This window comes from Mycobacterium sp. WMMD1722, from assembly GCF_049315205.1.
Taxonomy (GTDB): Bacteria; Actinomycetota; Actinomycetes; order Mycobacteriales; family Mycobacteriaceae; genus Mycobacterium.
In genome coordinates, this window is sequence record NZ_CP186056.1 from 399,610 (window position 1) to 425,364 (window position 25,755).

25 protein-coding genes are annotated in these 25,755 nt (G+C 68.5%); 9 read left to right on the forward strand and 16 right to left on the reverse strand.

The genetic code is table 11. The annotated features are described in order from the left end of the window. Window positions 1-42: 42 nt before the first annotated feature. Both ACN27E_RS01835 and ACN27E_RS01840 read right to left on the reverse strand, forming a co-directional pair. On the reverse strand, window positions 43-957 hold the full coding sequence (locus ACN27E_RS01835; protein ID WP_422746331.1) for a hypothetical protein: 915 nt from the start codon (window positions 955-957) through the stop codon (window positions 43-45). 6 nt (window positions 958-963) lie between these two features. Then, window positions 964-2,673 carry an alkaline phosphatase family protein gene (locus ACN27E_RS01840; RefSeq protein ID WP_422746332.1) on the reverse strand — a complete coding sequence of 570 codons (1,710 nt, stop codon included), beginning with the start codon at window positions 2,671-2,673 and terminating at the stop codon, window positions 964-966. 197 nt (window positions 2,674-2,870) lie between these two features. Between ACN27E_RS01840 and ACN27E_RS01845 the strand changes: the two genes are divergently transcribed. Further along, entirely contained in the window at window positions 2,871-3,536 is a 666-nt protein-coding gene (locus ACN27E_RS01845; protein WP_422746333.1) for a hypothetical protein, read from the forward strand. A gap of 12 nt (window positions 3,537-3,548) precedes the next feature. Here ACN27E_RS01845 and ACN27E_RS01850 read toward each other — a convergent pair whose 3' ends face one another. Further along, complete coding sequence (locus ACN27E_RS01850; protein ID WP_422746334.1) at window positions 3,549-3,827, reverse strand: DUF732 domain-containing protein; 279 nt, start codon at window positions 3,825-3,827, stop codon at window positions 3,549-3,551. An 86-nt stretch (window positions 3,828-3,913) separates the two neighbouring features. Beyond that, the gene (locus ACN27E_RS01855; protein WP_422750174.1) at window positions 3,914-6,811 is read right to left on the reverse strand and encodes an RND family transporter; all 2,898 of its coding nucleotides are present in this window, start codon (window positions 6,809-6,811) and stop codon (window positions 3,914-3,916) included. Window positions 6,812-6,896: 85 nt separating this feature from the next. Between ACN27E_RS01855 and ACN27E_RS01860 the strand changes: the two genes are divergently transcribed. Then, on the forward strand, window positions 6,897-8,486 hold the full coding sequence (locus ACN27E_RS01860) for a serine/threonine-protein kinase (RefSeq protein ID WP_422746335.1): 1,590 nt from the start codon (window positions 6,897-6,899) through the stop codon (window positions 8,484-8,486). A 4-nt stretch (window positions 8,487-8,490) separates the two neighbouring features. Here ACN27E_RS01860 and ACN27E_RS01865 read toward each other — a convergent pair whose 3' ends face one another. Then, window positions 8,491-9,180: an IF2 family translation initiation factor gene (locus tag ACN27E_RS01865; protein ID WP_422746336.1), complete on the reverse strand. Its 690-nt coding sequence runs from the start codon at window positions 9,178-9,180 to the stop codon at window positions 8,491-8,493. Window positions 9,181-9,194: 14 nt separating this feature from the next. After that, entirely contained in the window at window positions 9,195-9,761 is a 567-nt protein-coding gene (locus ACN27E_RS01870; protein ID WP_422746337.1) for a CsbD family protein, read from the reverse strand. A 136-nt stretch (window positions 9,762-9,897) separates the two neighbouring features. Between ACN27E_RS01870 and ACN27E_RS01875 the strand changes: the two genes are divergently transcribed. After that, window positions 9,898-10,170, forward strand: coding sequence for a hypothetical protein (locus tag ACN27E_RS01875; RefSeq protein ID WP_422746338.1), 273 nt, complete (start codon window positions 9,898-9,900; stop codon window positions 10,168-10,170). Between the two features lie 19 nt (window positions 10,171-10,189). Here the strand turns inward: ACN27E_RS01875 and ACN27E_RS01880 are convergent, their stop codons facing one another. Both ACN27E_RS01880 and ACN27E_RS01885 read right to left on the reverse strand, forming a co-directional pair. Continuing rightward, window positions 10,190-10,930, reverse strand: coding sequence for an SDR family NAD(P)-dependent oxidoreductase (locus ACN27E_RS01880; protein WP_422746339.1), 741 nt, complete (start codon window positions 10,928-10,930; stop codon window positions 10,190-10,192). Window positions 10,931-10,943: 13 nt separating this feature from the next. Continuing rightward, window positions 10,944-11,498: a TetR/AcrR family transcriptional regulator gene (locus tag ACN27E_RS01885; RefSeq protein ID WP_422746340.1), complete on the reverse strand. Its 555-nt coding sequence runs from the start codon at window positions 11,496-11,498 to the stop codon at window positions 10,944-10,946. 94 nt (window positions 11,499-11,592) lie between these two features. Here ACN27E_RS01885 and ACN27E_RS01890 point away from each other — a divergent pair, with 94 nt between their 5' ends. Beyond that, entirely contained in the window at window positions 11,593-12,333 is a 741-nt protein-coding gene (locus tag ACN27E_RS01890; protein ID WP_422746341.1) for an SDR family oxidoreductase, read from the forward strand. Here ACN27E_RS01890 and ACN27E_RS01895 read toward each other — a convergent pair. The 4 genes from ACN27E_RS01895 to ACN27E_RS01910 are packed head-to-tail and all read right to left on the reverse strand — an operon-like array spanning window position 12,330 to window position 17,285. Further along, entirely contained in the window at window positions 12,330-13,943 is a 1,614-nt protein-coding gene (locus tag ACN27E_RS01895; RefSeq protein WP_422746342.1) for an ABC transporter ATP-binding protein, read from the reverse strand. The two genes, ACN27E_RS01890 and ACN27E_RS01895, sit on opposite strands and share 4 nt — an antisense overlap. Beyond that, complete coding sequence (locus ACN27E_RS01900; RefSeq protein WP_422746343.1) at window positions 13,940-14,827, reverse strand: ABC transporter permease; 888 nt, start codon at window positions 14,825-14,827, stop codon at window positions 13,940-13,942. Before ACN27E_RS01900 ends, ACN27E_RS01895 begins: the two co-directional genes overlap by 4 nt. Next, window positions 14,824-15,792, reverse strand: coding sequence for an ABC transporter permease (locus ACN27E_RS01905; RefSeq protein ID WP_422746344.1), 969 nt, complete (start codon window positions 15,790-15,792; stop codon window positions 14,824-14,826). Before ACN27E_RS01905 ends, ACN27E_RS01900 begins: the two co-directional genes overlap by 4 nt. Then, window positions 15,789-17,285, reverse strand: a complete 1,497-nt coding sequence (locus ACN27E_RS01910; RefSeq protein WP_422750175.1) for an ABC transporter substrate-binding protein — start codon at window positions 17,283-17,285, stop codon at window positions 15,789-15,791. Before ACN27E_RS01910 ends, ACN27E_RS01905 begins: the two co-directional genes overlap by 4 nt. 118 nt (window positions 17,286-17,403) lie before the next feature. Between ACN27E_RS01910 and ACN27E_RS01915 the strand changes: the two genes are divergently transcribed. Next, window positions 17,404-17,940, forward strand: coding sequence for a hypothetical protein (locus ACN27E_RS01915; RefSeq protein WP_422746345.1), 537 nt, complete (start codon window positions 17,404-17,406; stop codon window positions 17,938-17,940). An 11-nt stretch (window positions 17,941-17,951) separates the two neighbouring features. Here ACN27E_RS01915 and ACN27E_RS01920 read toward each other — a convergent pair whose 3' ends face one another. Continuing rightward, window positions 17,952-18,707 (reverse strand): 3-oxoacyl-ACP reductase family protein, encoded by a 756-nt coding sequence (locus ACN27E_RS01920; protein ID WP_422746346.1) that lies wholly within the window; start codon window positions 18,705-18,707, stop codon window positions 17,952-17,954. Between the two features lie 28 nt (window positions 18,708-18,735). Between ACN27E_RS01920 and ACN27E_RS01925 the strand changes: the two genes are divergently transcribed. Together ACN27E_RS01925 and ACN27E_RS01930 are read left to right on the forward strand one after the other, a co-directional pair. Then, the gene (locus tag ACN27E_RS01925) at window positions 18,736-19,809 is read left to right on the forward strand and encodes a dihydrodipicolinate reductase (RefSeq protein ID WP_422746347.1); all 1,074 of its coding nucleotides are present in this window, start codon (window positions 18,736-18,738) and stop codon (window positions 19,807-19,809) included. A 53-nt stretch (window positions 19,810-19,862) separates the two neighbouring features. Further along, entirely contained in the window at window positions 19,863-20,825 is a 963-nt protein-coding gene (locus tag ACN27E_RS01930; protein WP_422746348.1) for a GlxA family transcriptional regulator, read from the forward strand. A gap of 6 nt (window positions 20,826-20,831) precedes the next feature. Here ACN27E_RS01930 and ACN27E_RS01935 read toward each other — a convergent pair whose 3' ends face one another. The 3 genes from ACN27E_RS01935 to ACN27E_RS01945 form a co-directional block, all read right to left on the reverse strand. Then, window positions 20,832-21,911: an SAM-dependent methyltransferase gene (locus ACN27E_RS01935; protein WP_422746349.1), complete on the reverse strand. Its 1,080-nt coding sequence runs from the start codon at window positions 21,909-21,911 to the stop codon at window positions 20,832-20,834. 91 nt (window positions 21,912-22,002) lie between these two features. Next, window positions 22,003-22,617, reverse strand: coding sequence for an MBL fold metallo-hydrolase (locus tag ACN27E_RS01940; protein ID WP_422750177.1), 615 nt, complete (start codon window positions 22,615-22,617; stop codon window positions 22,003-22,005). A gap of 17 nt (window positions 22,618-22,634) precedes the next feature. Beyond that, complete coding sequence (locus ACN27E_RS01945; RefSeq protein WP_422746350.1) at window positions 22,635-23,723, reverse strand: S-(hydroxymethyl)mycothiol dehydrogenase; 1,089 nt, start codon at window positions 23,721-23,723, stop codon at window positions 22,635-22,637. 63 nt (window positions 23,724-23,786) lie between these two features. Here ACN27E_RS01945 and ACN27E_RS01950 point away from each other — a divergent pair, with 63 nt between their 5' ends. Together ACN27E_RS01950 and ACN27E_RS01955 are read left to right on the forward strand one after the other, a co-directional pair. Next, entirely contained in the window at window positions 23,787-24,848 is a 1,062-nt protein-coding gene (locus ACN27E_RS01950; RefSeq protein ID WP_422746351.1) for a class I SAM-dependent methyltransferase, read from the forward strand. Between the two features lie 11 nt (window positions 24,849-24,859). Continuing rightward, window positions 24,860-25,684 carry a serine hydrolase domain-containing protein gene (locus tag ACN27E_RS01955; protein ID WP_422746352.1) on the forward strand — a complete coding sequence of 275 codons (825 nt, stop codon included), beginning with the start codon at window positions 24,860-24,862 and terminating at the stop codon, window positions 25,682-25,684. Window positions 25,685-25,755 lie beyond the last annotated feature (71 nt).

Below are 25,755 nucleotides of genomic sequence, written 5' to 3' on the forward strand. Positions count from 1 at the left end.
TCAAACCAGTCGCGCCTGACCCGCGTCCCACCGACGGCGACGTCAGCCGCCGAACGTCGAGACTCCTTCTGGTGACACCTCGAAGCCCTGCGCGGCTCCGGCGAGTGTGCCGTAGCACGCCACTCCGCCGGCAATTGCCATGCACGTCGAGCCGATCCCGTTGACGCGGTGCCCGACGGGCAGCTGGCGCACGGGTCCCGGGTAGGCCGGGGTGGCGAATCTGGGGGTGTCGGTGTGGCGAACCCCGGTGGCACCCGGCAGTTGGGTGTACACCTCGTTCTCGCCGCCCGGGACGCCGGGAAGCGGACCGTCGCAACCGATCTCGCCTCCGCTGTAGACGACGATGGAACAGGTCAGTCCGCCTTCGACGGTGAACACGGGGAACATGTTCTTGGCGCCGACCCCGACGATGTAGCTTTCGTCACCGACGACGTAATCGTTGGGATCAGGGAACCCGTCGGGCAGGCCAGTGGTGGCCGGACCGATGCCGGTGCCGGTGGGTGAGACCACCAGCCATTGTGTCGGCGGCGAGCCCTTGGTGCATGAGGTGGACGGCCCCGGTCCCACCCCGCATTCGTAATCGCCGACCGCCAGCTTCTGACCCTCGCGGAGCACGGGCGCCGCGCCGCCGAGCGGTCTGACGAAGCCAGGACTCGCGGTGGTCCGCAGGCCCCGGGCATTGACATCCGCGGCCAGCACGATCTCGTTGGCGCCGCCGGTCGTTCCGGGCAGCCGTCCGTCGCAGCCGGCCCGCCCCTGATCGGGCAGCACCGCGCACAGCAGTCCGTCAGGGGTCTGGAAGTAGGCTTCCCGCCCGGTCATGAATCCGTCCGGCGGCACCGCGGTGTAACCCCGCAGATCGGGCGGCGCGCTGGGCTGTGCGTGGGCCGGGGCGGAGCTCACCGCGGCCATGGTCAGCAGGACGGCGAAGATCGCCGCGGGCAGGCTCGTCGTCAACGAGCGTCACACCGCCGTGGTGGTGGGCTGCTGCGGCTGGCGCGGGGTCGCACGATCCGGCGGGAACACCTGCACCCCGGTCAGCTGCGCGACGATCTGCGCGACGATGTCGGTCACCGTGTAGAGCGGATTGTTCTGGCTGCCGGTGAAGTCCACGACGTAGTAGGGAATCGTGGCGAAGATCGTGCGGACGCTCAACGCCAGATTGGTCAAGGGGTCCGGCCACTGGTTGGCCGCGATCGCCGCCTCGAGCGCCTGGGTCAGATCCGGCGGGATCAGGCTGTCCCCGCTGAGCGACATCAGCGGCACGCCGTCGATGTTGCCGTCGGGGATGGCGCCCAACAGGCTCACCACCGTCGGTGCGACATCGGCGATCTCGTAGGACAGATTGATCGCGCCGTCGGCGAAGTCGGGACCGTCGGCGATGACGAACGTCGACGTCTCGTCGGGCGACTGGAAGCCGTGGCCGAAGCCCTGCTGCGGCTGGTGTCCGTGGTCGGTGACCACGATGATCGTCCAGTCCTCGCCGGTGGCGGCTTCCCGTGCGGCGACCGCGTCCAGCAGCCGCCCGAGATTGGCGTCGGTGCGTCCGATCGACGCCGCGTACTGCGGTGACGCGCCGCCGTACATGTGGCCGTTCTCGTCGACCTGAACCAGGTAGGTGAACAGGAAGTTGGGGACGTCCTCGTAGCCGGGCTCGGTGCCGAGAATCGACTTCACCGCCTCCTCGGTGACGGCGGCATCGGTCTGGCCCCAGTCGGTGTCGCCCTCGACCTGCGGGATGAACACGATGTCGTCGGCCGGGATCGCGCCCGCACCGGCGATGTCGGTGATGACGTCCCAATCGGCGATGGCTTTGGTGCGGATCGCCGGGTTGTAGCCCTCGAGCTGGGTGTACACCGTGGGCCAGCGGTCGTAGGTCTGCGGGGTGAAGACATTGTTGATCACCGCGCTCTTGTTGTCCCATGCGCCGGTGAGGATCGCCGTCCACGACGGATTCGAAATGGTCGTGTGTCCGACGATGCTCGACGCCGCGGTGGTGCTGGTCTCCATCAGCCGCAGGAAGTTCTGGTTCTGCGGGTTGGACAGGATGCGGCTGAGATTGGTGCCGTCGACGCCGATGACCAGCACGTGCTCGCGGGTCGGATCGACGATCCGGGCCCCGGTCACCCCCGCGGGCGTGTTGCGGGTGCCGGTGGCCGCCTGCCTCGTCCCGGTCGTCGACGCACTGGCCGCGGCTGCCGCCGCCGGGACGAACGGCGCGGGCAGCGGGACCCGGTTGGGCGCCGGCGCCTCGAGGGCGCGGGCCACGACGTCGGGCACCGCGTTGGCTGCCTGGCGGGTGGCCGTCCGCTCCCGGGCGGGACCGGCCGACCCGGACGTCAAAGACGTTGCCCGGGAGAGGGTTTCGCGCCGCGTAGCCGTGCGCTCCACGGCGCTCCGATCGACGCTGTCGACGCTGTCGGCGGGGGAGCTGAGCCCGCGGCGCGTCGCTCGCGACTGATCGCGACTCGACGAGGTCGAGGAGACTCCGGAGTCCCTCGTCGCCGAAGTCGTCGAAGCCGTCGAGGCTCGTGAGGGTCCCGCGTCGACGCCGCTGTGCGAATCGGACCCGGTCGAATCAGCGGAGGCGGCCGCAGCGCCGGCGACGGCGCCCGCACCGGCGACCACACCGGCCACCGCAACACCCAGACACACCTGTTTGACCGTCGTCACGACGACCTCCATTCGAGTACTTCTGACCGAAGGGCAGACGCTACAAGCCGAGCTGCGATCGGGGACGAATATCGTCCCAGACGGCGATTCGACGTTTCGCCGAATTTTGACGTTCGCGACATGTGTGCCGACTACCGTCGATCCCGCATCTGCCGCCATTCGGATGGCAGCGACCCCTCGTGGAAGGACGCCACTGAATGAACGCATCTCTCTCGCCCGGGATCCGGCTGACAGCCGCAGGATTCGCGGTCGCGCTCGCGCTGGCCGGCTGCGGAGGCGGCGGCGACGAGTCGTCGGACAGTTCGTCGGAGACCTCGTCGTCGGCGTCCGCCGAGTCCACCTCCGCGGCAGCGAGCCCGGCGGAGGCCACCACCTCCGAGGCCGAAGAGCAGGCGGACTACACCTCGTTGCTCATCACGGCCGAGGACATCGAGGCGCCGGTGGAGTTCATCGCCGAGCCGGCCAAGCTCAATCCGGACGGCACACAGGGCGCCGAGCAGGTGTTCGCCACCGCCGACAAGGCGGCGACAATCACCATCAACGTCTTCGTCATGGACAACGCCGAACAGGCGACGGCGCTCAAGGCCAAGACCCTGGAGGGCATCGGCACCGTGATCACCGGCACCCCGGAGCCGATAGCGATCGGGTCCGACGGCACCGTCGTCAACGGGACGATCCCCGACGGGAGCCGCGGCTCGAGTGCGCTGTTGTTCACCGAGCAGAACACCTTCACGACCATCTCGTTCGACAGTGCGCCCGGCGACACGAGTGCCCCGCCCCCGGACTTCATCGAACAGATCGGCAACAAGCAGCTCGCCGCCATCCAGGAGAATCTGCCCAACGCTCCCCCGCCGGCACCCTGACCCGGGACGGGATCAGCAGAGTTCGACGATCGCGCCCGCCACGATGTCGGTGGCGGGCGCGGTTCCGGCGTCGAAGTTGTGCTTGACCATGTTGACGATGTCGGGGGACACCATGCCGCTGCGGGTCGCCTGGCAGACCTGGTACCCCGCGGACAGCAGCTGATCCTCGCTGAAGTACACGTACTTCTCCCGCAATTCGAGGTAGCCGGCCTCGTCGGCAGCTGCCGGTGCCGCCGTCGCCAGTGCCCCGGCGACGCCGAACAGAAGTGCTGACGACAGAGTGCGGATCATGACGACTACCTCCAACGTGCGGACAGGGCGTGGGTGCATTGTCGCCCGCCGGGACCCCGATACGCGGCCATACCGGCCGATGGGTTTCATCGCCGCACCAGTGCGCCCGAGGTGGCGGGCCGCCGCCGCACCCGCTGCGGCCACCAGAACCACGGTCCCATCAGCGCCGCGATCGACGGCGTCATGAACGCGCGCACCACCAGGGTGTCGAACAGCAGGCCCAGCCCGATCGTGGAACCCACCTGCGCCACCACGGTCAGCTCACTGACCGCCATAGACATCATCGTGAAGGCGAACACCAGCCCGGCCGCCGTCACGACCGACCCGGTGCCGCCCATCGCGCGGATGATCGCGGTGTTGATCCCCGCCGGCAACTCCTCCTTGAGGCGTGCCACCAGCAGCAGGTTGTAGTCGGCACCGACCGCCAGCAGGATGATCACCGCCATGGCCATCACCATGAAGTGCAGTTCGATACCGAGGATGTGTTGCCACAGCAGCACCGACAGGCCGAACGACGCGCCGAGCGAGACCGCCACCGTCCCGACGATCACCGCGGACGCGACGAAGGCGCGGGTGATCAGCAGCATGATGATGAAAATCAATGACAGGGCGGCGATTCCGGCGATCAGCAGGTCGTAGTCGTTACCCTCCTGCATGTCCTTGAACGCCGATGCGGTTCCCGCGATGTAGATCCGCGACCCCTCCAGAGGCGTGCCCTTGATCGCCTCCTTGGCGGCGGTCTTGATCGCGTCGACGCGCTCGATCCCCTCCACCGACAGCGGATCGCCCTCGTGGGAGATGATGAACCGCACGGCGTGGCCGTCGGGCGACAGGAAGCTCTCCATTCCGCGCTGGAAATCCTCGTTGTCGAAGATCTCCGGCGGCAGATAGAAGGTGTCGTCGTTCATCGCGTCGTTGAACGCCTCGCCCATGGCGCTCGAATTCGCCTGTTGGGCCGCGGTCCACTCCTGGATCCCGGCCTGGGTGGACTGCATACTGCGCATCATCGTCTGCGCCGAGCGCATGGTCTCGATCTGCTGGGGCATCAGGGCGAGCAATTCCGGTAGCAGCGCGTCGAGCCGGTCGAGATGGGGAAGCAGGTTCCAGATCTCGTCGGTCAGCATGTTCGTACCGTCGATGGCATCGAAGATCGACCGCATCGACCAGCAGACCGGGATGTTGTAGCAGTGCGGCTCCCAGTAGAAGTAATTGCGGATCGGCCGGAAGAAGTCGTCGAAATCGGCGATGTGGTCCCGGAGTTCGGTGATGTCGGCCGCCATCCGGTGGGTCTGGTCGACCATGATCGACGTTGTCGCGCTCATCTGGGCCATCAGCGCCATCATCCGGCCCATGGTGTCGATCGAGTTCTGCATCTCGTCGGCCTGCGCCGCCATGTTGTCGGTCAGGCCTTCGATGTAGGGGCGGGTCAGTTCCTGCATCGTGCCGCCGACGCTCATCTGCGCGGGAATCGTGCTGTATTCAAGCGGCTTTCCCTGGGGGCGGGTGATGGCCTGGACGCTGCCGATGCCCTCGACCTTGAAGATCGCCTTGGCGATCTTGTTGATCACCAGGAAATCCGCCGGGTTGCGCAGATCGTGGTCGCTCTCGACGAGCAGGATCTCGGGGTTGAGCTTGGACGCCGAGAAGTGCCGCTCGGCCGCGGCGAAACCCTCGTTGGCGGGCAGGTCGGGCGGCAAATAGTTGCGGTCGTTGTAGTTGGTCCGGTAGCCGGGCAGCGTCAACAGACCGACCAGCGACAGTGCGACGGTCGCCAGCAGGATGGGGCCCGGCCACCGCACGATGGCCGCACCGAACCGGCGCCACCCGCGGATGCGCATCGCGCGCTTCGGTTCGAGCAGCCCGAACCGGCTCGCGATGGTGATGATCGCCGGGCCCAGGGTCAGCGCTACCAGGACCGCAACCGACATACCGACTGCCAGCGGGATCCCCAGCGAGCGGAAATACGGCAGCCGGGTGAACGACAGGCAGAACGTGGCGCCCGCGATCGTCATCCCTGAGCCCAGCACCACGTGCGCGGTGCCGCCGAACATCGTGAAGTACGCCGATTCGCGGTCCTCGCCGACCGACCGGGCTTCCTGATAGCGCCCGATCAGGAAGATCGCGTAGTCGGTCGCCGCGGCGATGGCCAGTGTGACGATGAGGTTGGTGGCGAACGTCGAGAGGCCGATCAGCTCGTGATAGCCCAAGAACGCCACCACACCCCGCGACGCCGCCAGACCCAGGACCACCATCACCAGCACCAGCAGCACCGTCACGATCGAGCGGTACACGATCAGCAGCATCGTGATGATGACGGCGAAGGTGACCAATTCGATGATCCGCACACTGCGGTCCCCGGCGATCTGCTGATCGGCGGCCAACGCCGAGGTTCCGGTCACGTACACCGTGACCCCCGGCGGGGGAGTCATCCCCTCGACGATCGTCGACACCGCCTCGACCGACTCGTTGGCCAGCGCCTCGCCCATGTTCCCGGCGAGGTAGACCTGCACGTAGGCGGCCTTGCCGTCGTTGCTCTGCGCACCTGCTTCGGTGAGCGGGTCACCCCAGAAGTCCTGGACGTGTTCGACATGGCGGGTGTCGGCCTCCAGCCGGGTCACCAGACCGTCGTAGAAGCGGTGAGCTGCCGCACCGAGCGGTGCCTCGCCCTCCAGCACGATCATCGCCGAGCTGTCGGAGTCGAATTCGTCGAACACCTCGCCGATGCGTGTCATGGCGATCACCGACGGCGCGTCGTCGGGACTCATCGACACCGACCGCATCTGGCCGACCACTTCGAGCTGAGGTACCGAGACGTTCATCAGAGCGACCAGCGCGACCCAGGCGATGACGATCGGTACGGCGAGGCGGCGAATCCAGGTCGCCAGCCGACCGCGGGTGTGATGGGCGGCAGGAACCGGCTCGAGAGTCGGAGTGCTCACCGTCGAACCTTCCCCGGACGGCGCCACCGGCCGCCGTGTGGGCATAGTCATACCAGATCCCCACGGCGCGCAGTGGGCTCCGCCAGGGTCGCCCGGTACGGTCGGGGCGGACCGAAAGGAACTGTTTTTCATGGCCACCCCGTACGGCGGCTCGCGTCTCGGTACCCGGTTCGGCCCCTATGAGCTGCGTTCGGTCATCGGTGTCGGCGGAATGGGGGAGGTGTACCGGGCCTACGACACGGTGAAGGGCCGGATGGTCGCGCTCAAGCTGTTGCGCACCGAGATGGCAGCCGACCCGAGCTTCCAGGAACGTTTTCGGCGGGAGTCGCGCGTCGCTGCCCGCCTGCAGGAACCGCACGTCATCCCCGTGCACGACTTCGGTGACATCAACGGCGTCCTCTACATCGACATGCGGCTGGTGGAGGGCGTGAGCCTCAAGGACGAGCTGCGCGCGAACGGGCCGTTACCGCCCACCCGCGCGGCCTCGATCATCGCGCAGGTGGCCTCGGCGCTGGACGCCGCCCATGCCGATGGTCTGGTGCATCGCGACATCAAACCCGAGAACGTGCTGCTCAACGCCGACGACTTCGCCTACCTCGTCGACTTCGGCATCGCCCACACCGGCGGTGACCCAGGTGTCACCTCCACGGGCATGATCGTCGGCTCGTCGGCCTACATGGCACCCGAGCGGTTCAATGGTGTGCCGGTGGGGCCGCCCGCCGACGTCTATTCACTGTCCTGCCTGCTCTACGAGTGCCTGACCGGCCGGCCGCCGTTCGAGACCACCGATCTGCGCGCCCTGATGAGCGCCCACATGTTCGCCCCGCCGCCGCGCCCCAGCATCATGCGCCGCGGCGTGAGCCGGGCTTTCGACGATGTCGTCGCCCGGGGGATGGCCAAGGATCCGGGCGACCGTCATCCCTCGGCCGGGGAGCTGGCCAGGGCGGCCACCGCCGCGGCGGCCGGCCAACCGGCCCAGCCGGCGGTGGCGCCGCCGAGCACCAAACAGTTCTCGGCGGTGTACCCGAACCCGGTCGCGACGGGGATGACGCCGTATCCGCCGTTGCCGCCGCCTGCCGCGCCGAAGCCGACGCCCGCCAAGGCCCGCTCCGGAAGGGGCCAGACCACGCTGATCGCCGCGATCATCGTGCTGTTCGGGCTCGCCGCCGTCCTCGCGGTGATCCTGGCGTTCAGTTCACAGGACGACACCCCGACGGCCACCCCGCTGGCCCCGCCGTCGACCAGCTACTACGACGAGAGCGGCCCCACCAGCACCACGACCTCGCCCACCACGACCTCGCCCACCACGACTTCGCCCACCACGACCTCGCCGACCACCACGACGACGCCGAGCACCTCGACAACGTCGACCACACCCTCGACCTCGGCACCGCCCGGGATGACCGGCGCCGACGGCGCCGGCTTCGTCGGCCAGTACGCCCGCTGCGAATCGGGCAGCACGGCCGCGGCGATGGTGCGCACGGCCCAGTCGTTGGCGGTCGTCTGCCGGCAAGGCGACGACAACTACTACTACCGGGGGCAGCGGCTGCGCGACGGCGCGACGATTCAACTGGACGACGCGACGCGCTCCGGCGGCGGGTTCGACGTCGTCGATCCGTCCGGCGGGGCCCGATACGAAGTTCGACCCGACCGGCTCACCATCGTGAGCAACGGCCGGGTCGACTCGTCAGAGCGGGTGCTCGAGTACTACTCGAACTGAGACATCAGCTCGGGGAACCGTTCGTCGAGGCGTTCTGCGCCTGCCGATTCTCCTTTTCCGCGTCGGCGAGATCCTCGACGCGCTCGGCCGTGGCGCGCCGTTCCGCCGCCTCGGCCTTCTTGTCACCAGCGTCGTCGAGTTTCGCCTCCGCGACCGCCTCGACACTCTTCTCCGCCGCACGGATCTCGGCTTCCTCCTGCTTACGCAGTTCCTCTGCCGACTTGATTCGCGCAGCGGCGACCTGATCCGCCTGCTTTTTGGCCGCGGCGGTGCGCTTCTGCGCCGACTGCGCGGCGTCCTGCTTGCGCTTTTGCGCGGTTTCGCGGGCTTCGGCGACCTCGCGTTGCTTCTCCTCACGGGTCTGCTGGCGCTCCCGCTTGGCTTGCTCAGCGGTCTCTTGCAGCTCGGCGTCGGCCTGGTCGCGTGCCTGCTCGGCCGCGGTGTCCAGCGCGGCCGCGCGGCGCAACGCCTCACTGCGTTCGACCAACGCAGCGCCGCGCTGCTCGACCTCGGGGGCGCTGAGCGCATTGCCGACGGCGAGGTCGAGCATGCCCAGCGAGCGCTCGTAGAAGAGCCGGGCCGGGGCTTCGGCGTCGAGCCGTCCCACCACGCGGTCTTCGATGACCTGCAGCGGGAAGCGGGCGAGCTGGTACTGCATCCGCAGTACCGCAAACGGAAGGTCGGTGATCTTCATGGTCACTCCTCGGGTTATCGCTGGTCGGGAACGTCGGCGTCCGAGCTCAGGGCGTCGGCCTGCTGGCGGATGCGTTCGGCCTCGGCCTTGGCGCCCGCCGCCACCTGGGCGGTCTGGTTGTGCTCTTCGACGGCCGCCGAGACGTCTTCGGTCACCGCGTCGAGTTCGGCACGCTCTTCGGCCTTGGCCTGCTCTGCCTTACGCTGCGCCTCCGATTCGGCCTGGGCCTTGTCGCGCGCCTCGCGCTGGGCGGCCGCCTGCTCGGCCTGACGCTTGGCCGCGGCCTGGTCGGCGCGCACCGCGTTTTCTTCGGCCGCCGTCTCGGCGTTCACCGCGACCCGCTCCTGTGCGCCATCCCGGTGCGCCTCGGCCACCTCGCGGCGAGCCTCCTCGGCCTGCGCCTCGGCCACCGCGTTGGCGGCATTGGCCTCCTTGCGCTCCTTGGCCTGGGTCTGCTCGAGCTGGCCCTCCTTGGCCAGCGAGTCGTTCCTGGTCACGGCGCCGACGACTTCCTTCGCCTTGCCCTTGACCGAGTCGATGAGACCCTTACGGGCTTGGTCAGCCTGGTTGTGCTCAGTCATGTAGTCCCCTCGGTTGGTGGTCGAGGGCAGACATTCCCCCTCAGCTCGCGCCGACACCTTCGTGTGGCCCGCACCACAGGGGTTTGGCGGCTGACCGCCGGGGGTAATCGGGCTGCACCCGGCTGGGAGGTGTGACGTGGAAACCAGTGAAGTTCCCGAAGAGACCGTTCGGATCAATTTCGAACATTGGCTTCACGAAGCGGTGCGCACCGGTGTGCGCGCGGGGCATCTCCAGCCGTTGACCCTGCTGACGCCGCAGACCTGGGAGGCGATCGACGCGGTCGCCGACGCCGTCAGCGCTAAGACCACACGGCTACAAGCGGTGGTCCTCGATGCGCGTCGCGCCTTCGAACGGCAACTGGATCAGACGCATCCGGTGGTGCAGGCCGGGCACATCGCCGCCGCCTGACCTCAGGTGGGGAACCGCGTCAGCCTGCTGTCTTGCCGTTGTCCACGATGTACACCGCACCGTGCACAACCGCGGCGTCATCGGAGGCGAGGAACGCGATCGTCTTCGCGACGTCGGCGACGTCCATCATCCCGCGGGGTGCCGCGATGCGCATGATCAGATTCCAGTCCGCATCCTCGGGCGCGGCGAACTCGGTGGTCTGCGGGGTGACCATGCCGCCGGGACAGATGACGTTGACCCGCAGGCGATCCGCGGTGAACTCGATGGCCAGCGCGCGGGTGAGTCCGACCAGGCCGTGCTTGGCGGAGCAGTAGCCCGCCGAATAGACCTCGCCCTCGATACCGGCGATCGAGGCGACGTTGACGATGTTGCCCGCCGTCTCGAGCAGATGCGGCAGCGCCGCCCGGCAGAGGTAGAAGGGTCCGCTGAGATTGACCGCCAGGTCCTGTTCCCAGTCCTCGTCGGTCATGGTCGGGGTGTTGCGCATCCGGTGGAAACCGGCCACATTGGCCAGCACGTCGAGGCGTCCGAATCTCTCGACGCAGTCCGCGACAGCCTGCCGGCACGCCTGGGGTGAGCCGATGTCCACCGAGGCGAACGCTCCTCCCGGCACCTCGGCGAACACGTCCGCCATCCGATCCGCGTCCCGCGCGATCCCGAAGACCGTTGCGCCCCGTTGCGCGAACAGCTTCGCCGTCGCCGCACCGAGTCCCGACGAAGCGCCGGTCACCAGGGCCACCTTGCCCGTGAGGTCAGTCATGGATGTGACCTTCTCATACGTCGCGCCGACGCAGACCGTCGAGCACGATCTCGAGGAGATGGCCGGCCCGCGACTCCCACTCCTGCTCCTCCAGGCGGGTCAGGTATCCGATCAGCAGGATGACGTCGCGCGCATCCACGTCCGGCCGGACTGCTCCGGAGGATTTCCCGGCATCCAGCAGCAGGGTCACGGCCGCGCCGATCGGTCCCAGGCTGTGCGCCGAAAGGGACTGCCAGACCGACGTTTCGAGGGCGGCGAACACGCCGCGTTTGACTCGCGCGTATTCGGCGACGCGCTCGAACCATCGGGCCAGGGCGTCGATCGGTGTGTATTCGTCGAGCAGGGTGGACGCGGTCGCCACGAGATCGTCGACGTCGTGGCGGTACACCTCGGCCAGCAGATGCTCCCGGGTGGGGAAGTGTCGGTAGAGCGTGCCCTGGCCGACGCCCGCGGCGCGGGCGACCGCGTTGAGTCGCAATTCGCCCGCGCCGACGAGAGCCTGGCGCGCCGCGGCCAGGATGCGGTCGCGGTTCTCGATGGCGTCCGCACGTCGTCGGTCGGCGCTCACAGTTCTCCTTCACGACCCCGGTAGCTGAACGGACACGTGTCCGCTACCGTCGTGGGATAACCGGACAAATGTCCACTTTAGCTCGAGGAGGGTCATGTCCGCAGATACATCGCTGGTCGTCGCCATCACCGGCGCCGGCACCGGAATCGGCGCCGCGACGGCCGAACACCTCGCCCGCCAAGGCCACCGCGTCGTGCTGGGCGCGCGGCGTACCGAACGTCTGGACGAGGTGGCCGGACGCATCCGCGCCGAGGGGGGACAGGTGTGCACCCGGGCCACCGACGTCACCCAGTTCGAGGATGTCGCCGGGTTCGTCGACACCGCGGTCGACGAGTTCGGCCGCCTCGACGTACTCGTCGGCAACGCCGGCATCAGCCGGCTCGGCCCACTGGCCGACGGTGACGTGGCGGGCTGGTCGGCGATGATCGATGTGAATCTGCGCGGGGTGCTGCACGGTCTGGCCGTGGCCATGCCCGTGTTCCGTCGCCAGGGTGCGGGGCACTTCGTGACGACGCTGTCGACGTCCGGGCTCAAGATCGTCCCCAGCCAGGGTGTCTACGCCGCGACCAAGAACGCCGTGCGCACCCTGCTGGAGGCGATGCGCCAAGAGAACACCGACGGGGTGGTGCGCACCACCGCCATCTCCCCGGGGATGGTCGCCACCGACCTGGCCGACTCCATCGAGGACGCCGCCCTGCGCGACCACATCCGCGGCCACATGGCCGAATACGGACTGGACCCGCGGGCGGTCGCCCGGGCGGTCGAATTCGCCATCACCCAGCCGCCGGATGTGGAGATCGGCGACATCACCATCCGCCCCACCGTGCAGAACTAGCGGCTGCGGGGCTGTGCCGGCGGCACCGCGGCCAGCAGGGCGCGGGTGTAGTCCTGCTCGGGTGCGGCGAACAGTTCCGCGGCCGGACGGTGCTCGACCGCGGCGCCGTCGCGCATCACCAATACGTCATGGCTCATGCGGTGGATCACCGCCAGATCGTGTCCGATGAACAGATAGGTCAGCCCGAGATCGCGCTGTAGCTGCGCCAGCAGATCGAGCACCTTGGCCTGGACCGAGACGTCCAACGACGCCGTCGATTCGTCGAGGATGAGCAGCTCCGGCTCCACCGCCAGCGCCCGCGCAATGCTGACCCGCTGGCGCTGACCGCCCGAGAGTTCGTGGGGGTAGCGCGTGGCGAAGGAGGCGGGGAGGTCGACCAGCTCCAGCAGTTCGGCCACCCGGTCCCGCCGGGCGGCCCGGCCGTCCGCCAGCTTGTGCACAACCAGCGGTTCGGCGATCGCGGTACCGACTCGGTTACGAGAATTCAACGACGAGAACGGATCCTGGAACACCAGGCTGATCCGGCGGCGCAGGTGTTTCACCGCCGCGCCACGCACGCCGAACACGTCGGCCTCGCCCATGGTCGCCGTCCCCGCATCCGGATCGACCAGACCAGTCAGCGCCGCCGCCACCGTCGATTTACCCGACCCGGATTCGCCGACCAGCCCCAGCGTGCTGCCCCGCCGGATGGTGAACGACAGATCGCGTACCGCGTGCACCGTCGAACGTCCGGTCGCGCCGGGCACACCGAAGCGCACGTCGAGACCACGCACGTCGAGCAGGACCGGCGCGTCGGGATCGGCGGGCGCCGGGCCGGCCCCGCCGATCACCGGCCGCGCGGCCAGCAGTTCGCGGGTGTAGGGGTGCTGCGGACGGTCGAACACCTCGACCACCGGCGCCTGCTCCACCGCGGTGCCGCGCTGCAGGACCGTGACGTCGTCGGCCACCTGACCGATCACCCCCAGGTCATGGCTGATCCACACCACCGCCGCCCCGAAGTCGCGCTGCAGATCCCGCACCAGCTCGACGATCTGGGCCTGGGTCGTCACATCCAGTGCAGTGGTCGGCTCGTCGGCGATCAGCAATTCCGGATCGCACGCGAGCGCAATCGCGATCATCACCCGCTGACGCTGGCCACCGGACAGCTGATGCGGATAGGAATCCAACCGACGCGCCGGGTCCGGCAACCCGACCGCGGTGAGCAACTCCAGCGCGCGCTCGCGCGCCTGCCTGCGCGTCATGTTCCGGTGCGCCTCGAGCGATTCGGTGATCTGGCGCTCCAGGGTCAGCAGCGGATTGAGCGAGGTCCCGGGATCCTGGAAGACGAAGCCGATGCGGCCGCCGTGCACCCGCCGCAGCGTCCGAGCCGGCGCACCGACCAGCTGCACCGGATCCGCCTTTCCGGCAAGCAGACTCGAACCGCGCACCGATGCGCCGGGGGCGTCGAGCAGACCGGTCGCAGCCAACACCGTCAGCGTCTTGCCGGAGCCGGATTCGCCGACGATGCCCAGAGTCTGCTCACGCTCGACCGAGAACGACAGCCCGCGCACGATGTCGCGGCGGCCGATCCGCACCCCCAGATCGGCGACCTCGAGCACCGGCGCGCTCACGGCGTACCCCCCGCGCGCCGCGCCTCGGCCAGCGTCCGCTGCTTGGGGTCGAGCACATCGCGCAATCCGTCGCCGAAGAGGTTGAAGGCGAGGACGATGAGGAAGATCGCCGCACCGGGGAAGACGGCCATCCACCAGGCCAGCGTCACGAAGCCCTGCGAGTCGAAGATCATCCGGCCCAGCGACGGCTGCGGTGGCTGGATGCCCAGGCCGAGGAAGGACAGCGCCGCCTCGGACAGGATCGCGAACGCCAGTGACAGCGAGGTCTGCACGATCAGTGGTCCCGCGATGTTGGGCAGCACATGCCGGGTCAGGATGTACAGATCACCGGTTCCCATCGTCCGGCTCACCGCCACATAGGGTTCCACGCGCACCGACAGCGTGCTGGCCCGCGCCACCCGCGCGAAGATCGGTGTGTAGACGATGCCGATCGCCAGGATCGTCGTCGTCACCCCCGGTCCGAGGATCGCCACCACCGCCAGCGCGAGCAACAGCACCGGGAAGGCGAACATCACGTCGACGATGCGCATGAACACCGTGTCGAGCCACCCGCCGCGATATCCGGCCAGCACGCCGACCGTCACACCGACCACGACCGCGAAAGCCACACTGACGACCGCGATCCGCATCGACGCCTGGATGGCGACCAGCACCCGGGAGAGCACATCGCGCCCGAGCTCGTCGGTGCCGAACCAGTGCGACCCGCTGGGACCGTTCAGCGCGTCGGGTACGTCGATGTCGTTGACGCCGTACGGCACCAGCAGCTGAGCGAAGAGGGTGATCACCACGACGGCCAGGAGCACGGCGGCACTGGACACCGTGACGGGATTGCCCAACAGCAGACGCCACGACGAGACGCGCGTCGAATCCTCGGGTGCGGTCATGACAGCCTGATCCTCGGGTCGACCACGGCGTAGAGCACGTCCACGACGAGGTTGATGAGCAGGAACAGCGCGGCCATCAACAGCACCGCGCCCTGGATCACCGGATAGTCGCGGGCCGCCACGGCGTTGTACACCAGCCGGCCCAACCCCGGCCAGGCGAACACCACCTCGACCACGATGACCCCGCCGAGGATCGTCGCGAGCTGGATGCCGGTGATGGTGAGTATCGGGATCAGGGCGTTGCGCACGGTGTGACGCAGCGTGACCACCCGGGGAGACAAACCTTTGGAACGCGCCGTGCGCACATACCCCATCGACGCCACCTCCAGCACCGCCGCGCGGATGTAGCGGGTCATGATGGCCGCCGCGACCAGTCCGACGGTCAGTCCCGGCAGGACGATGTGGCGCAGCCAGCCGGCGGGATCGTCGAACAACGGGCGGTATCCCGACGTCGGCAGCCAACCCAGCGTGGAGGCGAACAGCGCGATGAACAGGATGCCCATCCAGAAGTCGGGGACCGAGACGCCGAACTGACTGCCGATGCGGACCACGGCGTCGCTTGCCCGGCCCTCGTGCAGCGCCGAGTAAATGCCGGCCGGCACCGCGATCAGCAGCGCGATCACGATGCCGACGAGTCCCAGCGACACCGTGGCGGGCAGACGGTCCAGCAGCGTGGCGGTGACCGGATTGCCGTTGCGGAAGCTGACTCCGAGGTCTCCGGTCAGCGCATGGCCCAGATAACTGAAGAATTGGGCGATCAGTGGCCGGTCCAATCCGCTCGCGGAGCGCAGCGCCTCGTAGGCCTCCGGTGTGTAGCGGGTGCCCAGCGCGATGCGGACCGGGTCACCCGGCACCAGCTGCATCAGCGCGAACACCACGATCAACACACCGACCAGCACCACCAGGGAGTACAGCACTCGGCGGGCGAGGAAGCGCACGACCGGATGGGTCGCCGGGGCGGTCACGATGACGTGTCCTCACCGAGGGTGACGTTGCGGAACCGGATCGCGCCGTCGCGACGGGCCTCGTATCCCGACAGCGCGGGCGTCCAGGCCTGCAGGATCGACGGGTTGTACAGGTAGATGTAGCTGACCTCGTCGGCGATCCGGGTGGCCGCCTGCGCGTAGTCGTCGTAACGGCGGTCTCGGTCGGTCTCCACCCGGCCGGCGTCGAGCAGCCGGTCGACCTGCGGGTCGGAGAATTTCTGCGCATTGCTGGTGCCGTCGGTGTGGTGCTGGGCGTAGTAGAAGTCGTCCGGGTCGATGTTGCCCAGCCAGCCCATCATCAGCATGTCGAAGTTGCCGTTGTTCTGTTCGTCGAGCCAGGTCGCGAAGTCGACCGTGCGAATGTCCACGGTGATGCCCAGCGGTGCGAGATTGTCGGCGATGATCTGGGCGGCCGTCACCGTCTCCGGATACTCACTGGTGACCAGCATGTCGAGGCGCTGCGGCCGCGCATTCGCTTCGGCCAGCAGGCTTTTCGCCTTGTCGATGTCGTAGGAGTAGGTGTCGTAGGGGGTGAACCACGGGTTGCCTTCGGGGATGGCGAGCTGGTTCTCGGCGGCGGTGCCGTAACTGGTGGCCTGCACGATCGCCTCCCGATCGATGCCGTACGCGATCGCCTGGCGCACCCGGACGTCGTTCCACGGCGGCTTGGCGTTGTTGAGCGCCAGATACCAGTAGTCGTTGCTCGGGGTCACCGCCAGGTGCAGGGATTCATCGTCACGCAGCTGCGAAACCCGCTGCGGTGGTATCGAATCGGTCCAGTCCACCTCGCCGGCCTGGAGAGCGGACAGCGCGGTGGACGGTTCGGAGATGAAGCGGAACGTCACACCGGAGATGCGCGGCTCACCGCCCCAGTACGCCGGGTTGGCACGCAGGGTGATCGAGTCGCCGCTGGTCGCGCCCGCGAATGCGAACGGTCCGGTGCCGATCGGGCGGGTGGCGATCTCCCCGCTTTCGACGTTCTTGCGCGAGACGATGGCCATACCCTTAAAACCGCCGAGATTGGTGAGCAGATTCGGGGTGGGCTGCGAGACGGTGATGCGCACCGTGACCGGGTCGACGGCGCGCACCTCGGTGACCGAACTGAACTTGTCGACGTTGGTCAGCTGCTCGTCGATGATGCGGCGGTAGGAGAACACGACGTCGTCAGCGCTGAACGGGCTGCCGTCGTGGAAGGTGACGCCGCGGCGCAGGTGGAAGGTCCACACCCGCTGATCGGGGCTGACCTCCCATGATTCGGCGAGCGCCGGCCGCATCTGGAGATCGGCATCGGGCTCGACGAGCGTGTCGAAGATGTTCTCCAGCACCTCGAACGAGAAATACGCCGACGTCTTGTGCGGATCGAGCTGGTCGGGTTCGCCGGCGATGGCGGCGATGAGGTTGCCCGACGAGGCCTCGCCGAGGTCGACGCGGTCACCGGTCGAGCAACCGGTCAGGGCGAGCACCATCGTCATGGTCAGGATGACGGCGGCACGGATCACCGTGGGGTCGTACCCCGTGGCCTCGACTGCGCAAACGCCCCACCTCTGGAACCGTTCACAGGTGCGAGCCGGTGCTGCCATACTCACTCGAATGAGGATCATCGCGCGTGTGCTCGCCGCTGTCGCCGTCACCGCGGGAGCTGCGCTCGCAAGCTCCGGCCCAGCGCAGGCCGAGTCGCAGGTGATCGACGGCGTCTTCACCTACACCCAACCCGACGGCCTGACCGCGGACTGGACCATCTATCCGACCTGTGTGCCGGTGGTCGGCGATCTGCGCGAGCCGCTGTACCTCCCCGTCGGGTGCGTTCTGCATGTCGAGAGCAATTCGCCGGGGATCACCGGCGGCGCCGCCCGATTGACCAACGGTCTGTGGACCTATCAGGTGTCCAACCTGGAGGGGTTGACGTGCCCCGACGGCAGCACCGAGCCGATCCGGGAGACCGTCGAATTCAGCACCGACACGATGAGCGGCACCCGGACCACGCTGCACCCTCCCGCCTGCAACGACACCGTCCCCGCCGCCATGATCAAGACGCCGTTCACGATCGCCCGCATCGGGAACACCCCGCTGCCGGTGGACAACTACCCCCTGATCTGCGAGCCCGGCGGGCTGCGACGCTGCTTCTAGGGCAGCGCCGCTCAGGCGTGGAACCCGCCGTCGACGTCGAGATTGGCACCGGTGATGTATCCGGAGTCCGGACCGGCCAGATAGCTGACCGCATTCGCCACGTCGGTGGTGCGGCCGTAGTGCCCGACCGCGATGGTCTGCCTGGCCGCGTCGGCGAACTCGCCCTCCTCCGGATTCATGTCGGTGGCGATCGGCCCGGGCTGGACGTTGTTGACCGTGATACCTCGTGGGCCCAGTTCCCGCGCCAGACCGCGGGTCAGGCCGGCGACGGCCGCCTTGGTCATCGCGTAGACCGACAGCCCCGGCCCCGGTACCCGGTCGGCGTTGATACTGCCGATGTTGATGATGCGTCCGCCGGCGCCCAGATGGGGCAGCGCGCACTGGATGGCGACGAACACCCCGCGCACGTTGACCGCAACCAGCCGGTCGAACTGGTCGAGCGGAAACTGTTCGGCCGCAGCCAGATACGCCACACCGGCGTTGTTGACCAGGATGTCCAGCCCGCCGAGGCGGGTGACCGTCTCGTCGACTGCCGACGCGATCTGACCGGCGTCACCGCTGTCGGCCCGGATCGGCAGCACGCGCCCGCCGGCCCGCGTCACATCGACGACCACCTGGTCGGCGTCGGTGACCGACGAACCGTAGGTGAAGGACACGGCGGCCCCGTCGGCGGCCAGTCGGCGCACGATCTGCGCGCCGATCCCGCGCGAGCCGCCGGTGACCAGGGCGCGTCTGTCGGCCAGCGGAGCGCCGTTCACAGTCGTCATGAGAGACCAACCTAGCGAAAGGAAGCGTATGTCGAAGCGGATCGTGGTGTGGGGCACCGGGTTTGTCGGGAAGATGGTGATCGCCGAGATCGACCGGCACCCGCTGTTCGAACTCGTCGGGGTAGGGGTCAGCGACCCGGACAAGGTCGGGCGCGATGTAGGTGACATCTGCGGGTTGGGCCGCGATGTCGGGGTGATCGCCACCGACGACGTGGACGCGCTCATCGCACTGGCACCCGATGCGCTGGTGCACTACGGCCCGACCGCCGCGCACGCCGACGCCAACATCGACCTGATCACCCGATTCCTGCGGGCCGGGATCGACGTGTGCTCCACTGCGATGACGCCGTGGGTGTGGCCGACCATGCATCTGAACCCACCCGCCTGGATCCAGCCGATCACCGAGGCCTGCGAGCTGGGGGAGTCCTCCTGCTTCACCACGGGGATCGATCCCGGATTCGCCAACGACCTACTGCCGATGACGCTGATGGGGGTCTGCTCGGAGGTCAAGCGGGTGCGCGCCTCGGAACTACTCGACTACACCAACTACACCGGTGACTACGAGGACGAGATGGGCATCGGCCGGCCGCCCGGGCACCGGGCGCTGCTCGAAACCTCGGACATCCTGGTATTCGCCTGGGGCGCAACCGTTCCGATGATTGCGCACGCAGCCGGAATCATGCTCGACGAGATCACCACCACCTACGAGAAGTGGGTCACGCCCACTGAGCGCACCAGCGCCAAGGGGGTCATCGAGGCCGGCAACGTCGCCGCGGTGCGGTTCACCATCAACGGCGTCTATCGCGGCGACGTCCGAATCCAACTCGAACACGTCAACCGCATCGGGCACGACGCGGCCCCGGATTGGCCGTCGGGCAACGACAGCGACGTGTACCGGGTCGACATCGAGGGCACGCCGAGCATCTGGCAGGAGACGGCGTTCCGCTTCACCGACGGATCGGGTCGCGACGCGGCAGCCGCGGGGTGTCTGGCCACCGGTATGCGGGCGCTCAACGCGGTACCTGCGGTGAACGACCTGCGTCCTGGCTGGGTGACCGCGCTGGACCTGCCGCTTATCGCGGGGGCGGGCTCGATTCGCTGAACTCCCGTCCCGGCGACGGCCATCCGGTCTCGGCGGGCAGTAGGCTGCGGCTCATGCACACGGTCGCGGTACTGGCGCTACCGGACACCGTCGCCTTCGATCTGAGCACACCCATCGAGGTGTTCACCCGGGTTCGGTTGCCCGACGGTGCCCCGGGTTACCGCCTGCTGGTCTGCGGCAGCGACCCGGTGGTGGCCGCCGGACCGGTGCGGATCGCCACCGACCACGGGATCGAGGCACTCGCGGACGCGGACACCGTCGTGGTGCCCGGCCGCAACGACGTCGCGGTGCCGCCGCCCCCGCGTGTCCTCGACGCCCTGCGGGAGGCGTACGCGGCGGGCAGCCGGCTCGCGTCGATCTGTTCGGGTGCGTTCACCTTGGCCGCAGCGGGCCTACTCGACGGGCGGCGCGCCACCACGCACTGGGTGGCCGCGGATGCGTTCCGTGCCGCATATCCCGCGGTCGAGTTGGATCCGGAGGTGCTCTACGTCGACGAAGGCCAGGTGCTGACGTCGGCCGGTGCCTCGGCCGGCCTGGATCTCTGCCTGCACATCGTGGCCCGCGACCACGGCGCCGCGGTGGCTGCCGACGCCGCTCGGCTGGCGGTCGCCCCACTGCACCGCAGCGGCGGTCAGGCGCAGTTCATCCTGCGCCGCGGCGCCCGGGTGCGGCACATCGCCGAACGGACCGAACTCGACGCGGTGCTGGCGTGGATCGAGCAGGAGGCCCACCGCGACCTGAGCCTGGCCGACGTCGCCGGATACGCGGCGATGAGTGTGCGCACCCTCAATCGTCGCTTTCAGGCCGAGCTGGGGCAGACGCCGATGCAGTGGGTGGCCGGCGTCCGCGTCCGGCACGCTCAGCAACTGCTGGAGACGACGTCCTACGGTGTGGAGCGGGTCGGTCGCGAGGTCGGTTTCAGCTCACCGGCCAACTTTCGCGAGCAGTTCCGGCGGCTGACCGGGGTGGCACCCCAGAGCTACCGCAACACGTTCCGCGGCCGCGCCGCCGGCTGAGGGCGCTCACTTCGGCCGCTTGTGCAACACCACATGCGCCTGCGGTATCCGGGTCGGCTCCGGGGCGGCGGCCAGCCGCGCCGCGATCCCGGCGTCGAGACGGTCGGCGAAGCGCCGGATCCGTCCCTCGTCGGCGGTGTTCAGCGCCCCGGTCAGCGCCGGGAACACCGCCGCCCGGGCGAACGCCGCCCACTGGGCGCCGAAAGCCTTGTCGTCCTTGTCTTTGCGGTACTGGTCGAAATAGCGGTCCTCGGCGTCGAAGATCTCCAACCGCTCGATCTCGAGACGTTCGAACCGGCCCGACGGTGCGAACGGCGCCCGCAGCTCCGCAGCGCTGCGGGCCACGGTGGGCACGGTCATCCGCTGCTGTTCCTCGACGTTCAGTTCCCCGGCGCCGACCAGTTCAGCGAGCGTGTCGGCCATCGCGGCCAGCAGCGGTCCGAAGCCGAATTCGCCGTCCTCGCCGACACCCATCGTCATCACCACCAGACGGCCGCCGGGGCAGAGTTCGCGGCCGCGGAACGCGATGAACTCGTGCCAGTCGTGCGCCGCCTGCCTCGCGTACGCGGCGCGCAGCGCCTCCTCCGTGCAGTGCGTGATGTGCAGGTGGTCGGGAACCGGGGCCGGTACGCGGCTCAGCCACTGGATCGCCCACGAACTCCAGCCCAGGTTCACACTGTTGGACGGCATGATCTGGCTGTAGAACGACCGGCCGACGGCCGAGGCGAAGGCGGCGGCGTCCTTGGTCAGGTAGGAGTCCGGGTCGTCGGACAGGGTGCGGAACAGGGCGGTGAAGTCGTTGTCCGGGACATCGGTGTGGGCCACCAGGATGGAGTGTTCGGGCCGGGTGCGCTTGCGCAGCTCCGCGATCGCCGCACAGATCGGCAGCAGCGAGTTGTGGCCCGTCGCCGCACCGTAATCGGCGATGACGATCGGTTGCGGCGGCCGCGGCAGCGGCACCAGCCGCGCGGCGTCCTCGAACAGCGCGATCGCCTGCCCCAGTCCTGCGGCGCGCAGCCGTGAAGCGGCGGAGTATCCGCTGCTGTCCTTGGACTGCGGGCGCACGACGATGCTGGATTCGGGCACCTGAGGCAACCTCCCGCCGGGGCTGACGACCACTTCGACGGTAGTCGCAAAGCCCGGGCGGCGACGACCTATGCGGTGATGTCCCGCTCCGTCAGTGGCCCCGGGCCACCCACTCGTCGTAGTTGACGATCTCGTCGCCGACGGTGGTGGTGTCGCCGTGGCCGGTGTAGACGACCGTCTCGCCGGGCAGCGCCCCGAGTTTGCCCGAGATGGATTCGAGAATGGTCGGGAAGTCGGAGAACGACCGGCCGGTGGCGCCCGGCCCGCCCTGGAACAGGGTGTCGCCGCTGAACACCGCACCCAATTCGGGGGCGTACCAGCACACCGAACCGGGGGAGTGGCCCGGGGTGTGCAGCGCCCGCAGTTCGATCCCGCCCGCGCGCAGGGTGGCGCCGTGTTCGACCGAACGGAAGGCCTTGTCCGGGTGGGTCATTCGCCACAGCATCTCATCGGCCGGATGCAGCAGCACCGGGGCGTCGAGCGCCTGACCGAGCTCGGGTGCGACGGTCACGTGATCGTTGTGGCCGTGCGTGCAGACCACCGCCACGACGTTGCGGCCGCCCACGGCCATCACGATCGGGGCCGCGTCGTGGGCGGCATCGAAGACCACGACGTCGGAATCGTCGCCGACGATCCAGATGTTGTTGTCGACCTCCCAACTGCCGCCGTCGAGTTCGAAGGTGCCGTGGGTGACGATGCGCTCGATGTTGCGCTCCGCAGAACTCACAGGACCACCACCGAGCGCAGCACCTCACCGGAATGCATCTTGTGGAACGCCTCCTCGATGTCGTCGAGGCCGATGCGCTCGGAGACGAACTTCTCCAGCGGCAGGCGACCCTGCAGATACAGACTGATCAGAGTGGGGAAGTCGCGTTCGGGCAGACAGTCGCCGTACCAGGAGGACTTCAGCGACCCGCCGCGGGAGAAGAAGTCGACCAGCGGCATCTCCAGACGCATATCGGGCGTCGGGACGCCGACCAGCACCACGGTTCCGGCCAGATCCCGGGCGTAGAAGGCGTTCTTCCAGGTCTCGGGACGTCCGACCGCGTCGATCACCACGTCCGTGCCGAAACCGTCGGTGAGGTCGGCGATGGCCTCGACCACGTCCTCGACGTTGCGGGCGTTGATGGTGTCGGTGGCCCCGAACTGGCGGGCCCACTCGAGTTTCTTGTCATCGGTGTCGACGGCGATGATCTTCTTCGCGCCGACCAGAGCGGCACCGGCGATGGCCGCATCGCCCACGCCACCGCAGCCGATCACCGCCACGGTGTCGTCGCGGGTGACCGCGCCGGTGTTGATCGCCGCGCCGATACCGGCCATCACGCCGCAGCCCAGCAGCCCGGCCACCGCCGGATCCGCGGCGGAATCGACCTTGGTGCACTGGCCCTCGTGGACGAGGGTCTTGTCGGCGAACGCGCCGATGCCCAGCGCGGGGGACAGTTCGGTGCCGTCGGTCAGGGTCATCTTCTGCGCGGCGTTGTGGGTGTCGAAGCACAGGTGCGGACGGCCCCGTTTACAGGCTCGGCACTGGCCGCACACCGCGCGCCAGTTGAGGATCACGAAGTCGCCGGGAACCACGTTGGTGACACCCTCGCCGATGGACTCGACGGTGCCGGCGGCCTCGTGACCGAGTAGGAACGGATACTCGTCATTGATACCGCCTTCGCGGTAGGTCAGATCGGTGTGGCAGACCCCGCAGGCGATGATGTCGACCACCACCTCACCCGGACCCGGATCCGGGATGACGATGTCGACGACTTCGACCGGCTGCTTCTTGGACCGGGAGATCACCCCGCGCACTGTCTGACTCATGACTACAACCTAATGCGTGCGAACTCCTCGAGCGGGGCGGCCGGTGGTCATAGATTTGCGCTCATGACCACCGCGGGTGAGACCACCGAGGAATTCGCCGACCGCGTCGTCGGTGCGATCGACAGCGCCAGCGTCGCATTGCTGCTGTCGATCGGTCACCAGACGGCACTGTTCGACACCATGGCGCATCTCCGGCCGTCGAGCAGCGGGCAGATCGCCGAGGCAGCCGGCCTCGACGAACGCTACGTCCGCGAATGGCTCGGCGGATTGACCGCCGCGCGGGTGGTCGAATTCGACGCGGCCGAGGGGACCTACACGCTGCCCGCCGAGCGTGCGGCGGTGCTCACCCGCGCGGCCGGAACCGACAACCTGGCCAGGGTCGCGCAGTTCATCCCGCTGCTCGGCGAGGTGGAACAGAAGATCATCGAGTGCTTCCGCCGCGGCGGCGGGCTGCCCTACAGCGCGTATCCACGGTTCCACGAGATCATGGCCGAGCAGAGCGGTGAGGTGTTCGACGCCGCACTCGTCGACGTGGTGCTGCCCCTGGTAGACGGCCTGCCCGAGCGGCTGACCGCCGGTGCGGAGGTGGCCGACATCGGCTGCGGCAGCGGCCATGCGGTCAACGTGCTGGCCCGGGCGTTCCCGGCCAGTCGTGTCACCGGCATCGATTTCTCCGACGAGGGGCTGGCGGCCGGCCGGGCGGAGGCCGCACGACTCGGGCTGGACAACGCCCAATTCGTGGCCCAGGACGTCACGGCGCTGGGCCTCACCGAGGCCTTCGATGTCGTGACGGTCTTCGACGCGATCCACGACCAGGCCCAGCCGGCGCAGGTGCTGGCCAACATCCACCAGGCACTGCGCCCGGGCGGGGTGCTGCTGATGGTCGACATCAAGGCGTCCAGCCGCGTGGAGGACAACATCGGCGTCCCGCTGGCGACCTACCTCTACACGGTCTCGACGATGCACTGCATGACCGTGTCGCTCGGACTCGACGGCGCCGGGCTGGGCACCATGTGGGGACGGCAGTTGGCGACATCGATGCTGGCCGACGCCGGCTTCACCGACGTCGACGTGCACGAGATCGACGGCGACCCGTTGAACCTCTACTACATCTGCCGCAAGTAGCATCGCGACCCGTGGGCGCGCTGGAGGCAATCGCGGACTGGCCGGTCGACACCGCCGCCGCGGCCGTGGTCGGACCCGACGGAGTGCTCGGCTCCTTCGGCGACCAGCGCCACTCCTTCCGGCTGGCCTCGGTGACCAAACCGCTCGTCGCCCGCGCCGCGCAGATCGCCGTCGAAGAGGGCGTGGTCGAACTCGACACCGAGGCGGGTCCGCCCGGGTCGACCGTGCGCCACCTGCTGGCCCACACCTCGGGGTTGTCGATGCACTCCGACGACATCATGTGCGAGCCCGGCGCGCGGCGGGTCTACTCCAACTACGGCTTCGGGGTGCTGGCCCAGACGATCGAGCGGGAGGCCGGCATCGAGTTCGGCCGGTATCTGGGCGAGGCGGTGTTCGAACCCCTCGGCATGTCCGACAGCCGGCTCGACGGCGGAGCCGAGGCGGCGGGATACGGTGCGTTCTCGACCGTGGCCGACCTCGTGGCGTTTGCCGGGGATCTGCTGGTGCCGCGGCTGGTCTCCGAGCAGATGCACGCGGCGGCGATCGAGGTGCAGTTCCCGGATGTCGACGGGGTGCTGCCGGGGTTCGGGGTGCAGCGGCCCAACGACTGGGGGCTCGGTTTCGAGATCCGCGACGGCAAGTCGCCGCACTGGACGGGGACCGCGAACTCGGCGGCCACCTTCGGGCATTTCGGCCAGTCCGGCACGTTTCTATGGGTCGATCCGGAGGCCGGGCTGGCGCTCGTCGCGCTGGCCGACCGGGACTTCGGGGAATGGGCGTACGAGCGGTGGCCGGCGCTCTCTGATGGAGTTCTGAGAGAATTCGGGCCACACTAGCGCAACACCCGTCCCACAAGGCACAATAGACACGCACGACACAGCTGTATTCGGGTCCGCAAGGCCGCTTG

Coding starts and splice junctions, on each gene's coding strand:
- ACN27E_RS01845 (WP_422746333.1), top strand. CDS start 2,871: ATGAACGCATCTCTCTCGCCCGGGATCCGGCTGACAGCCGCAGGATTC.
- ACN27E_RS01850 (WP_422746334.1), bottom strand. CDS start 3,827: ATGATCCGCACTCTGTCGTCAGCACTTCTGTTCGGCGTCGCCGGGGCA.
- ACN27E_RS01855 (WP_422750174.1), bottom strand. CDS start 6,811: ATGCCCACACGGCGGCCGGTGGCGCCGTCCGGGGAAGGTTCGACGGTG.
- ACN27E_RS01860 (WP_422746335.1), top strand. CDS start 6,897: ATGGCCACCCCGTACGGCGGCTCGCGTCTCGGTACCCGGTTCGGCCCC.
- ACN27E_RS01865 (WP_422746336.1), bottom strand. CDS start 9,180: ATGAAGATCACCGACCTTCCGTTTGCGGTACTGCGGATGCAGTACCAG.
- ACN27E_RS01870 (WP_422746337.1), bottom strand. CDS start 9,761: ATGACTGAGCACAACCAGGCTGACCAAGCCCGTAAGGGTCTCATCGAC.
- ACN27E_RS01880 (WP_422746339.1), bottom strand. CDS start 10,930: ATGACTGACCTCACGGGCAAGGTGGCCCTGGTGACCGGCGCTTCGTCG.
- ACN27E_RS01890 (WP_422746341.1), top strand. CDS start 11,593: ATGTCCGCAGATACATCGCTGGTCGTCGCCATCACCGGCGCCGGCACC.
- ACN27E_RS01900 (WP_422746343.1), bottom strand. CDS start 14,827: ATGACCGCACCCGAGGATTCGACGCGCGTCTCGTCGTGGCGTCTGCTG.
- ACN27E_RS01910 (WP_422750175.1), bottom strand. CDS start 17,285: ATGACGATGGTGCTCGCCCTGACCGGTTGCTCGACCGGTGACCGCGTC.
- ACN27E_RS01915 (WP_422746345.1), top strand. CDS start 17,404: ATGAGGATCATCGCGCGTGTGCTCGCCGCTGTCGCCGTCACCGCGGGA.
- ACN27E_RS01920 (WP_422746346.1), bottom strand. CDS start 18,707: ATGACGACTGTGAACGGCGCTCCGCTGGCCGACAGACGCGCCCTGGTC.
- ACN27E_RS01925 (WP_422746347.1), top strand. CDS start 18,736: ATGTCGAAGCGGATCGTGGTGTGGGGCACCGGGTTTGTCGGGAAGATG.
- ACN27E_RS01930 (WP_422746348.1), top strand. CDS start 19,863: ATGCACACGGTCGCGGTACTGGCGCTACCGGACACCGTCGCCTTCGAT.
- ACN27E_RS01945 (WP_422746350.1), bottom strand. CDS start 23,723: ATGAGTCAGACAGTGCGCGGGGTGATCTCCCGGTCCAAGAAGCAGCCG.
- ACN27E_RS01950 (WP_422746351.1), top strand. CDS start 23,787: ATGACCACCGCGGGTGAGACCACCGAGGAATTCGCCGACCGCGTCGTC.